The sequence below is a fragment of the Variovorax sp. efr-133-TYG-130 genome (assembly GCF_030208835.1).
In the GTDB taxonomy this organism is placed as follows: domain Bacteria; phylum Pseudomonadota; class Gammaproteobacteria; order Burkholderiales; family Burkholderiaceae_C; genus Variovorax.
This window is the reverse complement of the sequence record NZ_JARVTD010000011.1, coordinates 146,231-158,385: the sequence shown is the minus strand read 5'-3', so window position 1 is coordinate 158,385 and position 12,155 is coordinate 146,231. Positions and strand designations below refer to the sequence as shown.

Annotated in this window: 13 protein-coding genes; 4 read left to right on the top strand and 9 right to left on the bottom strand. The window is 67.9% G+C overall.

Features of this window, described 5'->3' with window-relative positions:
- The first annotated feature begins 148 nt into the window (after window positions 1–148).
- Together katG and QRN67_RS15215 are read left to right on the top strand one after the other, a co-directional pair.
- Window positions 149–2,407, top strand: a complete 2,259-nt coding sequence (gene katG, locus QRN67_RS15220; RefSeq protein WP_285412431.1) for a catalase/peroxidase HPI — start codon at window positions 149–151, stop codon at window positions 2,405–2,407.
- A gap of 59 nt (window positions 2,408–2,466) precedes the next feature.
- Window positions 2,467–2,841: a hypothetical protein gene (locus QRN67_RS15215; RefSeq protein WP_234382685.1), complete on the top strand. Its 375-nt coding sequence runs from the start codon at window positions 2,467–2,469 to the stop codon at window positions 2,839–2,841.
- 29 nt (window positions 2,842–2,870) lie between these two features.
- Here QRN67_RS15215 and mog read toward each other — a convergent pair whose 3' ends face one another.
- Both mog and yjgA read right to left on the bottom strand, forming a co-directional pair.
- Window positions 2,871–3,470, bottom strand: coding sequence for a molybdopterin adenylyltransferase (gene mog / locus QRN67_RS15210; RefSeq protein WP_285412430.1), 600 nt, complete (start codon window positions 3,468–3,470; stop codon window positions 2,871–2,873).
- Window positions 3,467–4,123: a ribosome biogenesis factor YjgA gene (gene yjgA / locus QRN67_RS15205; protein WP_081266544.1), complete on the bottom strand. Its 657-nt coding sequence runs from the start codon at window positions 4,121–4,123 to the stop codon at window positions 3,467–3,469. Before yjgA ends, mog begins: the two co-directional genes overlap by 4 nt.
- Before the next feature lie 105 nt (window positions 4,124–4,228).
- Here yjgA and pmbA point away from each other — a divergent pair, with 105 nt between their 5' ends.
- Window positions 4,229–5,599: a metalloprotease PmbA gene (gene pmbA, locus QRN67_RS15200; protein ID WP_285412429.1), complete on the top strand. Its 1,371-nt coding sequence runs from the start codon at window positions 4,229–4,231 to the stop codon at window positions 5,597–5,599.
- A 9-nt stretch (window positions 5,600–5,608) separates the two neighbouring features.
- On the opposite strand, the gene QRN67_RS15195 is transcribed toward pmbA, so the two are convergent.
- Entirely contained in the window at window positions 5,609–6,544 is a 936-nt protein-coding gene (locus QRN67_RS15195; RefSeq protein ID WP_285412428.1) for a LysR family transcriptional regulator, read from the bottom strand.
- A 101-nt stretch (window positions 6,545–6,645) separates the two neighbouring features.
- On the opposite strand from QRN67_RS15195, the gene QRN67_RS15190 reads away from it, so the two are divergent.
- Window positions 6,646–7,404, top strand: coding sequence for a sulfite exporter TauE/SafE family protein (locus QRN67_RS15190; protein ID WP_285412427.1), 759 nt, complete (start codon window positions 6,646–6,648; stop codon window positions 7,402–7,404).
- 7 nt (window positions 7,405–7,411) lie between these two features.
- On the opposite strand, the gene QRN67_RS15185 is transcribed toward QRN67_RS15190, so the two are convergent.
- From QRN67_RS15185 to QRN67_RS15160, 6 genes are all read right to left on the bottom strand, one after another.
- Window positions 7,412–7,888 carry an NUDIX domain-containing protein gene (locus tag QRN67_RS15185; RefSeq protein ID WP_285412426.1) on the bottom strand — a complete coding sequence of 159 codons (477 nt, stop codon included), beginning with the start codon at window positions 7,886–7,888 and terminating at the stop codon, window positions 7,412–7,414.
- Window positions 7,888–8,337 carry a GatB/YqeY domain-containing protein gene (locus tag QRN67_RS15180; protein WP_285412425.1) on the bottom strand — a complete coding sequence of 150 codons (450 nt, stop codon included), beginning with the start codon at window positions 8,335–8,337 and terminating at the stop codon, window positions 7,888–7,890. Before QRN67_RS15180 ends, QRN67_RS15185 begins: the two co-directional genes overlap by 1 nt.
- Before the next feature lie 109 nt (window positions 8,338–8,446).
- Complete coding sequence (gene rpsU / locus QRN67_RS15175) at window positions 8,447–8,659, bottom strand: 30S ribosomal protein S21 (protein ID WP_007833691.1); 213 nt, start codon at window positions 8,657–8,659, stop codon at window positions 8,447–8,449.
- Between the two features lie 222 nt (window positions 8,660–8,881).
- Window positions 8,882–10,087 (bottom strand): BaiN/RdsA family NAD(P)/FAD-dependent oxidoreductase, encoded by a 1,206-nt coding sequence (locus QRN67_RS15170; protein WP_285412417.1) that lies wholly within the window; start codon window positions 10,085–10,087, stop codon window positions 8,882–8,884.
- A gap of 11 nt (window positions 10,088–10,098) precedes the next feature.
- Entirely contained in the window at window positions 10,099–10,890 is a 792-nt protein-coding gene (locus QRN67_RS15165) for a YaeF family permuted papain-like enzyme (RefSeq protein ID WP_285412416.1), read from the bottom strand.
- On the bottom strand, window positions 10,890–12,020 hold the full coding sequence (locus tag QRN67_RS15160; protein WP_081266551.1) for a sterol desaturase family protein: 1,131 nt from the start codon (window positions 12,018–12,020) through the stop codon (window positions 10,890–10,892). Before QRN67_RS15160 ends, QRN67_RS15165 begins: the two co-directional genes overlap by 1 nt.
- Window positions 12,021–12,155: the final 135 nt, after the last annotated feature.

The following is a 12,155-nucleotide window of genomic DNA, read 5'->3' as shown; positions in this document are numbered from 1 at the left end:
GCTCGCGTCCGAGCGCCGGAGACCCGCGGCGAATGACAAACACGGCCAGCTCGCGCTATCGCTGGAATTGAGTGCTTCTATTCGCCCCACGGCTGCTTCTGTCAGAGAATTTGCCCCATCCCCTCGCAGCAAAAAACCAGGAGTTCTCATGAGCAGTGACAAGACCGAAGCCAAGTGTCCCTTCAGCCAGGCAGCAGGTGCCGGCACCACCAACCGAGACTGGTGGCCCAGGCAGCTGCGTATCGATCTGCTTCACCAGCACTCGTCGAAATCCGATCCGATGGACAAGGACTTCGACTACGCCGCGGCGTTCAAGAGCCTCGATCTTGCAGCGGTGAAGAAAGACCTCGCCGCGCTGATGACCGACTCGCAGGACTGGTGGCCGGCGGACTTCGGCCACTACGGCCCGCTGTTCATTCGCATGGCATGGCACAGCGCGGGCACCTACCGCATCGGTGACGGACGCGGCGGCGCCGGTCGCGGCCAGCAGCGCTTCGCGCCGCTGAACAGCTGGCCCGACAACGTGAGCCTCGACAAGGCACGGCGCCTGCTCTGGCCGATCAAGCAGAAGTACGGCAACAAGATTTCATGGGCCGACCTGTTGATCCTCACGGGCAACGTCGCGCTGGAAACGATGGGCTTCAAGACCTTCGGCTTCGCGGGCGGCCGCGCCGATGTGTGGGAACCCGACCAGGACGTGTACTGGGGCCGCGAGACCACCTGGCTCGGCGGCGACATCCGCTATTCGCAAGGTTCGCCGGGCGTCGAGAAACCCGGCGCGGTGCTCGTGAAGGACGACGACAGCAAGGTGCCGCACACACGCGACCTCGAGAACCCGCTGGCCGCCGTGCAGATGGGCCTGATCTACGTGAACCCGGAAGGTCCGGACGGCAACCCCGACCCGCTCGCCGCGGCACGCGACATCCGCGACACCTTCGCGCGCATGGCCATGGACGACGAAGAAACCGTGGCGCTCATCGCCGGCGGCCACACCTTCGGCAAGACGCACGGCGCGGGTCCGGCAACCAACGTCGGCCATGAGCCCGAGGCAGCGGACATCGAGGCCCAGGGCCTGGGCTGGAAGAGCAGCTTCGGCACCGGCAAGGGCGGCGACACCATCACCAGCGGCCTGGAAGTCACCTGGACCACCACGCCCACGAAGTGGAGCAACAACTTCTTCGAGAACCTGTTCGGCTTCGAATGGGAACTCACCAAGAGCCCGGCGGGCGCGCACCAGTGGGTGGCCAAGGGCGGCGCCGGCGCGGGAACCATCCCGGACGCGCACGACCCGTCGAAGCGCCACGCGCCGACCATGCTCACCACCGACCTGTCGCTGCGCATCGACCCGGGGTACGAGAAGATCTCGCGCCGCTTCCTTGCGAACCCCGACCAGTTCGCCGATGCGTTCGCCCGCGCATGGTTCAAGCTCACGCACCGCGACATGGGCCCGCGCGCACGCTACCTCGGCCCTGAGGTACCGGCCGAAGAGCTGATCTGGCAAGACCCGATTCCCGCCGTCGACCACGCGCTGGTCGATGCGCAGGACGTTGAAGCGCTCGCGAAGAAGGTGCTGGCCTCGGGCCTCACGCCGGCGCAGCTCGTCTCGACGGCATGGGCGTCGGCGTCGACCTTCCGCGGCTCCGACAAGCGGGGCGGCGCGAACGGCGCGCGCATTCGCCTGGCGCCCCAGAAGGACTGGGCGGTGAACGAGCCGGCGCAGCTGGCCAAGGTGCTGCAGGTGCTCGAAGGCATCCGCGATGAGTTCAACGCAGCGCAGCAGGGCGGCAAGAAGATCTCGCTGGCCGACCTGATCGTGCTGGCCGGCGGCGCGGGCGTGGAGCAGGCCGCGCGCAATGCCGGACGCGAACTGAAGGTGCCGTTCTCGCCGGGCCGTACCGACGCGTCGCAGGAGCAGACCGACGTGCAGTCCTTCGAGCCGCTGGAGCCGGTGGCCGACGGTTTCCGCAACTACACGAAGGCGCGGTTCAGCGTGCCGGCGGAAGTGCTGCTCGTCGACCGGGCGCAATTGCTGACGCTGACCGCACCGGAGCTGACCGTGCTCATCGGCGGCCTGCGTGTGATCGGCGCCAACGTCGGCCAGAGCCAGGACGGCGTCTTCACCAGGAAGCCGGGCACGCTGACCAACGACTTCTTCGTCAACCTGCTCGACATGGGCACGGAGTGGAAGGCCGCTCCGGCCGGCAACGAGAAGTACGAAGGCCGTGACCGCAAGTCGGGCGAGCTGAAGTGGACCGGCACGCGCGCCGACCTGGTCTTCGGCTCGAATGCGCAGCTGCGTGCCATTGCCGAGATCTACGCGAGCTCGGACGCACAGGAGAAGTTCGTGAACGACTTCGTGGCCGCCTGGACGAAGGTGATGAACCTCGACAGGTTCGACCTGGCCTGAGCCTGAAAAGCCCCCGGCGCGTTGCGGCGGGGGCTGCCGATTCGCGGACAATCGGCTTGATGGTCAGCTACGACAAGTCTTCCGCACGCACCACTGCCACCGCCGAGCCGCGCGCTTCGCAGCGCCGCCGGGTCCATGGCGGCTCACCTTCACATCCGCCCATGGCGTTCGACGTCGGCCCCGTGGCCGAGCCCGCCGTGCCCAGTGCGAGGACCTGGCGCTCCACGGTGGTGGGCATGTCGCTCGGGCTGGGCATCGTGCTGGCGCTGTCCATGAAATGGCTCATGAGCTACCAGATCGACAGTGCCGAGGAGCGCCGTGTGCAGCAGAAGGCCGCGCGTGCCGCGGCCGCGCGCTGCCACGAGCAGGCATCGCACGCGGCGGTCAGTGCGTGCCTGAAGGACGTGGAGGCGAAGAGCCTTCCGCCGCAGTAGCGGCTGTAGCGGCCGTTGGTCGGCGCCGATCAGGCGCGTGTGCGGATGGCCGACTTCGGCCGGAAGGCCTTGCAGACCGAATCGTCGGTTTCCAGGTACGGCCCGCCGATCAGGTCGATGCAGTAGGGCACCGCCGCAAAGATGCCGGGCACCAGCTGCGCGCCGTTCGCGTCCTTCAGTCCCTCCAGCGTTTCCGCGATCGACTTGGGCTGGCCCGGCAGGTTGATGATCAGGCTCTTGTCGCGGATCACCGCCACCTGCCGCGACAGGATCGCGGTCGGCACGAAGCGCAGGCTGATCTGGCGCATCTGCTCGCCGAAGCCGGGCATTTCCTTGTGGGCGACGGCCAGCGTGGCCTCGGGCGTCACGTCGCGCAGGGCGGGGCCGGTGCCGCCGGTGGTCAGCACCAGCGAGCAGCCGGCATCGACCAGCTCGACCAGCGCAGCGCTGATGCGCGCGGCGTCGTCGGGAATAAGCCGGGGCTCGAATTCGATGGGGTTCTTCAGCGCCTTGCCCAGCCATTCCTTCAGCGCGGGCAGTCCCTTGTCTTCGTAGGCGCCGCTGGAGGCGCGGTCGCTGACCGAGACGACGCCGATGCGGACCAGCTCGAAGGCGGCTTCCGCGCTCATGCGTCCTCTTCCCGGTCTTGTTCCGCCGCGGCGGCTGCGTGGTCGTCGCCGCCGTGCACCGCCAGCTGTGCGCGCACCAGCTGGAAGATCTCGCGGTAGGCCTTGCCCTGGCGGGGCGCTTCACCGGCCGGGCCGGTCTTCATGTCCTTGCGGGCCTGGCGCACCAGGGCGCGCAGTTGCTGGGAGTCGGTGGCGGGGTGGGTTTCGATCCAGCCGCCGAGGGCGTCGTCGTCGGCAATCAGCCGGTCGCGCCAGCGCTCGGCCTCGTGCAGGGCGGCGGTTTCGGCGGCCGGCACGCTGGCCTGCTCCGACAGGGCCTGCCTGACGGCTTCCAGCACCTCGGGCTCGAGCTTGCGCATGAGCTTGCCGATGAACTGCATCTGGCGGCGCTTGCCCTCGAAATTGGTGATGCGCTTGGCTTCGGCGATGGCGTCGACCAGCTTTTCGTCGAGCGGGAGCGCGTCGAACAGGCCGGCGCGCAGCGTGAGCAGTTCGCCGCCCAGCTTCTGGAGTTCGTCGCTCTCGCGCTTGAGGTCGGTGCGGCTGGCGTCGTCGGTGCCCTTGAGCTCGCGCTTGAGCTCCAGGTCGAGCTCGCTGCCTTCGGCGACGAACTGGCCACGGACGAAATAGCCTTTTTTGGGTTTGCGGGACATGGGATGGATTCTGGGCCGCACCGCGAGGCGTTGCAACGCATGCAATGCGCGGTGGGAAGCAGGGGGTAAACGGGGATTGGGGGGCGCAAGTATCATAGCCACCACATGACGACATCCTCCTCGCGCGCCGATTCCGGCTTCGCCTACAGCCGTTCCTTCTTCGAAAACCTGGTCGACTCGGCCTTGGCGCACGCCAAGAAGCTCGGGGCGACCGATGCCGGCGCCGAGGCGTCCGAGGGCTGCGGCCTGAGCGTCTCCGTGCGCAAGGGCGAGCTTGAGAACGTCGAGCGCAACCGCGACAAGTCGCTGGGCATCACGGTCTACGTGGGCCACCGCCGCGGCAACGCCAGCACCTCCGATTTCTCCGAAGCCGCCATCGAGCAGACCGTCCAGGCGGCCTACGACATCGCCCGCTTCACCGCCGAAGACCCGGTGAGCGGCCTGCCCGACGAGGATGACATCGCCAAGAAACACCCCGAGCTCGACCTGTTCCATCCCTGGGACGTGACGAGCGAGCAGGCCGCCAGGCTGGCGCTGGAATGCGAAGCGGCCGCCCTGTCGACCGACAAGCGCATCACCAACAGCGAAGGCGCGGGCGTCTCGGCCCAGCAGAGCCACTTCTTCAGTGCCCACACGCACGGCTTCCGCGGCGGCTACGCCAGCTCGCGGCACTCGATTTCGGTGGCGCCCATCGCCGGCAAGGGCGACGACATGCAGCGCGACGCCTGGTACAGCTCCATGCGCTCCGCCGACGAACTGGCCAGCCCGCAGGCCGTGGGCCGCTACGCCGCCGAACGGGCGCTGAGCCGCCTGAAGTCGCGCAAGATCAAGACCACCGAATGCCCGGTGCTGTTCGAGTCGCCGCTGGCCGTGGGCCTGCTGGGCGGGCTGGTGCAGGCCGTGAGCGGCGGGGCGCTGTACCGCAAGAGCAGCTTCCTGCTCGATTCGCTGGGCAAGCCCGTGCTGCCCAAGCACATCGACGTGGCCGAAGACCCGCACATGATGCGTGGCAAGGGCAGCTCGCCCTTCGACGACGAAGGCGTGACCACACGGGCGCGCAAGGTGGTCGATGCCGGCCGCCTCGAGGGCTACTTTCTCTCGACCTATTCGGCCCGCAAGCTGGGCATGAAGACCACCGGCAACGCCGGCGGCTCGCACAACCTGACGCTGAGTTCGCGCCTGACCAAGCACACCGACGACCTCGACGCCATGCTCGCCAAGCTGGGCACCGGCCTGTTCGTGATCGAGCTGATGGGCCAAGGCGTGAACTACGTGACCGGCGACTACTCGCGCGGCGCCAGCGGCTTCTGGGTCGAGAAGGGCAAGATCGCCTTCCCGGTGCAGGAGATCACCATCGCCGGCAACCTGAAAGACATGCTCATGGGGATCGAGGCCATCGGTGCCGATGCCTACACTTTCGGCGCCAAGACGACCGGATCGGTGCTGGTGAACCGCATGAAGGTGGCCGGCGCCTGAGGCCCCGGGTCAACCGGGTCGGGCTTCTTCCGCGGCCCGACGCGGCCTGGCTGGTTCTTCCACCGGCGCGATCAGGTGCTCGAGCATGCGCCTGGCATTGAGCGGCAGCTCTTCCGACGAGCGCACGCAGGCCATCAGCGTGCGCTCGGCCCATTTGTCCGCAAGCGAGGCGCGCGCGATCTTCATCGAGCGGGCACAGCGCTCGGCGGCCGTCTGCGGCACGATGCCCACGCCGATGCCGTACTCGACCATGCGGCACACCGCCTCGAAGTTGCGCACGCGAACCCGGTAGGCGAGGTGCTTGCCGAGCGCGCGCACATGCTGGGTGATCAGCTGCTGCAGCGCACTGTCGGCGGGCAGGCCCACGAATTCGTTGCCGACCACCTCGGCCAGCTTCAGCCGCCGGCGCCCGGCCAGCGCGTGGCCGCGCGGCATGACGAGCACGAGGTCGTCGCGGCGGAAGGTGTGGCATTCGAGGCCTTCGCTGTCGATGGCGTCCGAGACGATGCCGATGTCGCACAGGCCGGCGCGCAGCGCTTCCACCGTGTCGGGGCTGGCGCGTTCTTCCAGGTCGACCGAGATGCGCGGATGCTGCGCGAGAAAGCGGCTCAGCACTTCGGGCAGGTGCTCGGTCAGCGCCGAAGTGCCGCACATGAAGCGCACGTGGCCTTTGAGGCCCTGGCCGTATTCGCCGAGTTCGCCGCGCAGCCGCTCCATCTGCTGCAGCACGACGCGCGCATGGTGCAGCAGCGTGCGGCCCGCCTCCGTGGCGCGCACGCCCTGTGCATGGCGCGTGAGCAGCGGGGTGCCCAGCGCGTCTTCCATGCCGCGCACCCGCTGGCTGGCGGAGGCCAGTGTCATGTGCGAGCGGACGGCGCCGCCGGTGAGGCTGCCGGCCTCGACCACGTTGAGGAACAGCCGCAGGTCGGTGAGATCGAATCGCATGATCCGCCGGAGTGTGCACCAGGAGCCTCAGGCCCAGCCTGAGGCCGGCTGCGCGAATGCCGCATTTCCGGGCGCGGGCTTCCCCGGCAGACTCGGCCGCCATGACGATGCCGACGAACGACGCCATGAGCTTCTGGGCCGCCGCCGCGGCGGTGTACCTGCTGGCCGGGGTGATCAAGGGCGTGGTCGGCCTCGGTCTGCCGACGGTGTCGATGGGGCTGCTGGCGCTGTGGATGTCGCCCGTGCAGGCGGCGGCGCTGCTGATCGTGCCGTCGCTCGTCACCAACATCTGGCAGACCGGGCCGCGCGAGACCTTCATGCCCGTGCTGAGGCGCATCGGCGGCATGCAAGTGGGCGTGGTGGTCGGCACCTTGGGCGGGGCGTTTTGGCTGGGCGTGCCGGCGGGGGCCTGGGCTTCGTTCGCGCTCGGGGTGGCGCTGGTGGTCTACGCGGTCTGGGGGCTGACCGGGCGGCAATTGCACGTGAGCGACGCGCGGGCGCGCTGGCTGGGGCCGCTTGTGGGCATCGTCACGGGGCTGGTGACGGCGGTGACCGGGGTGTTCGCGGTGCCGGCGGTGCCGTACCTGCAGGCGCTGGGGTTCCAGCGCGATTCGCTGATCCAGGCGATGGGGATCTCGTTCACCACCTCGACGGTGGTGCTGGCCGTCGGGCTGATCGGAAACGGGGGCTATCCGGTGTCGGCGCTGGGCGGCTCGTTCGCGATGCTGGTGCCGGCCATCGGCGGCATGGTGCTGGGGACCTGGCTGCGGCGGCGGCTGCCGGTGGCCGTGTTCAAGCGCTGCTTCCTGATCGGGCTGGCGCTGCTCGGGCTCTACATGGCCGCGCGCGCCGGCCTGTGAGCCGGTGTCAGGCTGCGAGCAGCAGGGCGGCGCGGACGCGCTCGATGGTCTGGCGGTAGGGCAGGGCGAAGTCGTCGAGGGCGTCGCCGGCTTCGAGCCAGCTGAACAGGAAGACCAGGCCTTCCTCTTCGGGGCTGCCCGTTGCCGTGTGCGTGAAGCTCTCGGGCAGCGGGCTTTCGGCACGCATCAGGAACAGGTGCCACAGCTGCGGGTGGCGATGGGTGTTGCCTTCGACGCCGGCCTCGCATTCGCGGTCCAGCGTGCCCAGCGACTGCAGAGGGCCGCGGTGGTCGATGCCCGATTCCTCGAGCAGTTCGCGGCGCACCGCCACCTCGGGCGCTTCACCGGGCTCGATGGTGCCCTTGGGGAGCTGCATGTTGCCATCCTCGGGATGGCGGAACACCAGCAGCCGGCCCCGTGCGTCGACCAGGCAGGCGCAGGCCTTGGGAATGGCGACGGAGCGGCTGCCGGCGTTCATCGGCATCAGGCGCCCGCCAGAGCGGCCTTGACCGCTGCGCTGACCTGGCCCATGTCGGCCTTGCCGGCGAGGCGGGTCTTGACCACGCCCATCACCTTGCCCATGTCGCCGGGGCCGCTGGCGCCCAGCTCGGCCACGATGGCCTTCACCGCGGCCACCGTTTCATCGGCGCTCATGCGCTGGGGCAGGTAGACCTCCAGCACCTTGATCTCGGCGGCTTCCTTGTCGGCGAGGTCGGCGCGGCCGCCGGTGGTGAAGGCGGCGATCGAGTCCTTGCGCTGCTTGACCATCTTGTCGACGATGGCGACGACCATGGCGTCGTCGAGCTCCACGCGCTCGTCGACTTCCTTCTGCTTCATGGCGGCCAGCAGCAGGCGGATGGTGGCCAGGCGCTCGGAGTCCTTGGCGCGCATCGCCGTCTTCATGTCTTCGGTGATCTGTTCTTTGAGTGTCATTCGGCAACCTTTCGGAAAAAACAAAAGCCGCGGCAGGTTTCCCTGGCGCGGCTGAGGCAACTGGGCGGCGGTGCTGACTTTCGTCTGGAGCCGGCCGCCCGGGCGTTGCTTAGTACAGCTTCTTGGGCAGCTGCATGCTGCGCACGCGCTTGTAGTGGCGCTTGACCGCGGCGGCCTTCTTGCGCTTGCGCTCGGCGGTCGGCTTTTCGTAGAACTCGCGGGCACGCAGGTCGGTCAGCAGGCCGAGCTTTTCGATGGTGCGCTTGAAACGGCGCAGTGCGACGTCGAAGGGCTCGTTTTCTTTAACGCGGATGGTGGTCATTGATGAATCGTTGAAATGAATTTGGCCTGGAGAGATCGAGGCCCCAAGCCGGGGTTCCTCAACTGAAAACTGTTTGCGGCCGTTGAGGGGAGGCCAGAGTTAGCCCGCGATTATAGCACTCCCCCAGGCTGCGCGCACTTCGTGTCGCTTCGCCTTCCCCCTCGCCGGGGGCGGCACCGGTGGCCCGGCGAAGCCGGTTCCACGGTGCCCTGGCGAAGAGGGTCAGAGGGCTGTCGCACATGCATGTGCGCTTGCCCACGCCCATTGGAAGTTGTATCCACCGAGCCAGCCTGTGACATCGACCACTTCGCCGATGAAAAACAGCCCGGGCTGCTTCGATTCCATGGTCTGGGACGACAGGTCGCGGGTGTCGACGCCGCCGGCCGTCACCTCGGCTTTTTTGTAACCTTCGGTGCCGCTGGGGGTGATCTGCCATCGGGCGATGCGCTCCGACAGCGCGGCCAGCGCCTTGTCGGCGGCCTCGTTCACGGGGCGCTGCAGCGCCGGGTCCTGGCCGACCCAGGCGTCGGCCAGGCGCGAAGGCACCAGGGCGGCCAGTTCGTTGGCGATGCGCTTTTTCGAGCGCAGCTTGGCTTCGCCCAGCGCCTGGGCCACGTCCACGCCGGGGGCGAAATCCAGCGTCAGCGGGGCGCCGGGCTTCCAGTAGCTTGAGATCTGCAGCACCGCCGGGCCAGAAAGCCCGCGGTGCGTGAACAGCAGGTCTTCGAGGAAGGCCATTTTTTCCTTCTTGGCCCCTGTTTCGATGCGCACCGGCAGCGCCAGCCCGGCCAGCCCCGCATAGGGTTCCCAGGCTTCGCCGCCGAAGGTCAGCGGCACCAGCGCCGGCCGCGGCGTGACCACGCGCAGGCCGAACTGCTCGGCGATGCGGTAGCCGAAATCGGTGGCGCCGATCTGCGGGATCGACAGGCCGCCGGTGGCAACCACGATCTTCGGTGTCTCGATGGGGCCCCGGCTGCTCTCGATTCGATAGCTCCCTGAGCCCGTCAAAGCGATGTTCCCGATCCTGCACGGCTGCCACCGTTCGACGCCACCCGCCGCGCATTCGGCCAGCAGCATGTCGACGATCTGCTGCGAGGAACCGTCGCAGAACAACTGCCCCTTGTGCTTCTCGTGGAAGGCGATGCCGTGCTTCTGCACCAGGTCGATGAACTGCTGCGGCGCGTAGCGCGACAGCGCAGAGCGGCAGAAGTTCGGGTTGTCGCCGATGAAATGGCGTTGCGGCGCCCGCACGTCGAGGTCGCGATTGGTGAAGTTGGCGCGCCCGCCGCCCGAGATGCGGATCTTCTCGCCCACCTTCTCGCTGTGGTCCACCACCAGCACCTTGATCCCGCGCTGGCCCGCCACGCCGGCGCAGAACAGCCCGGCAGCGCCGGCACCGATCACGACGACGTCGAACCGGTGGGACACGTCCGCCGCGCTCAAGGGCCATCCGCCGCGAGCAGCGGCGGCGGGTTGTATTTCAGGTGGCCCACGTAGCGCAGCGGCTGCGTGGCGGCGATCGAGGGCACGTCGCCTTCGCGCATGTGCAGCAGGTCGGCCGGGCTCACCCAGCGCGGGTCGGCGCGGGTGATCGGCAGGCCGGCCTGCCTGTAGGCCTCCAGCACGAACTGCGAGCAGAAGAACTGGTCGTTGCGGCTCGCGCCCAGCTGCACCATCGCCATGCCGCTCATGCAGTAGCTGCTGACGGCCTCGGGCATCAGCGGCAGTTCGCACAGGCGGCGGTTGAGCACGAAGGGCGCGTTCAAAAGCACGCCCACGGTGTTGTAGCGCGTGCCGACCTGCGACATCGCCCACTCGCGCAGGCGTGCGGCGCCGGCTGCATCGACGCCCGGCACACGAAAGGCCACGACCATCTGTTCCTCGTCCACCACTTCGGCCAGCGGCCGTGCGCGCACGCCGGTGCCCACGGCTTCGGCGATCTGGCCGTCGCCGAGGTACAGCACCGCGTGGCTCACCGGCGAGAAGGTGCCCAGCCGGATGCCGAAGGAGTTGACCGTGGCGATGGAGGTCAGCAGGATGTCGCCCGCCTCCAGCGCATCGGCCGCGATGAGCTCGCCGCCATTGCCCGGCGCGATGACCGAGCTTTGCACGCGCAGGCGCAGCCCGGCGTCCTTGGAGGGCAGGTCGAGGCGGGTGGCGCATGCCGTCAGCATGAGCAGTGCGGCGCTCGCGGCCGCCAGGGCCGCGCGGGTCTTGAAGGCAGCGCGCATCAGCCCTTCCAGACGAACGGGAACTTCAACTGCTTGAAGAAGCCGTTGGGCACGTAGTCGCCCAGCACGCCGTATTTCTCGGGCCAGAGCTTGGTGCTCTTCACGGCCGTGCCGAAGATGTAGTCGAGGAAGGCGTAGTGCGCCGCATAGTTCTTGTCGAGCGCCTCGATGTCCTGGCTGTGGTGCCAGTGGTGGAAGTTGGGCGTCACGATCAAATAGCGCAGCGGGCCGAGCCGCACGCTCACGTTGCAGTGGTTGAACACCGCCTGGAAGCCGACCACCACGATGTAGGCGTCGATCACTTCCTTGCTGAAGCCCAGCACGTAGATGGGCGCCAGCACCAGTGTGCGGGTGATCAGCAGCTCCAGGATGTGCTGGCGCGAGCCGGCCATCCAGTCCATGCTCTTCACGCTGTGGTGCACCGCGTGCAGGCGCCACAGCACGGGCACCTCGTGGTAGGCGCGATGCGTCCAGTACTGCACCAGGTCGGCCACCAGGATGATCAGCAGCAGCCCGGCCCAGAACGGCAGGTTGCCGACCCAGCCGCGGATGCCGTCGTTGGCGGCCCAGCCGAAGAGCTTGTGCACCAGCAGGTTGGTGGCCAGCAGCACGAAGCCCACGATCATGTGGTTCACCACGAAGTGATGGAAGTCGGTCTGCCACTCCTCGCGGAACACGGGCTGGTCCTTGCGCAGCGCGAACAGCTTCTCGATGAAGATGAAGATCAGCGACGAGCCCAGCAGGTCGAGGATGAACCAGTCGAGCCCGATGTACGGCGTGTGGTCCGCGAAGTCGTGCACCGGCACCTTGTGCCCGCCCAGCAGCGCCGACGCAACCACCAGCAGGAACGCCGCCGACGACAGCCAGCGCGAGCGGTTGAAGATGATGTTCACCAGCGACAGCCCGCCCGAGATGACCAGCGCCGTCAGCAGGATGATGCGCATCACGTCGACGTTGTAGCTCTTGCGCAGCTCCGGCGTGGTGAGGTACTGCGGAAAGTGGAACGCGAGCACGCCGAGGAAGCACAGGATGGCCAGGCTCAGGGCGATCGTGCCCGTGACCAGCCCCTGGCCGCGGCGCAGTTCGCCATGGTTGTTGGTGAATTCGTTGAGTTTGTCGATGTCGAGCATGGGACCCCCTCAGGGTTGCGTTGTGCTTGTTGTGCGGCGGATTTTAGGTCGCGCGGTGTTTTTCGACGAGGCGGCTCGAGCGCAACTAAACCTTGGAACCAATCGCTTACCTTTGTATATTGGCAAGCCAATTGC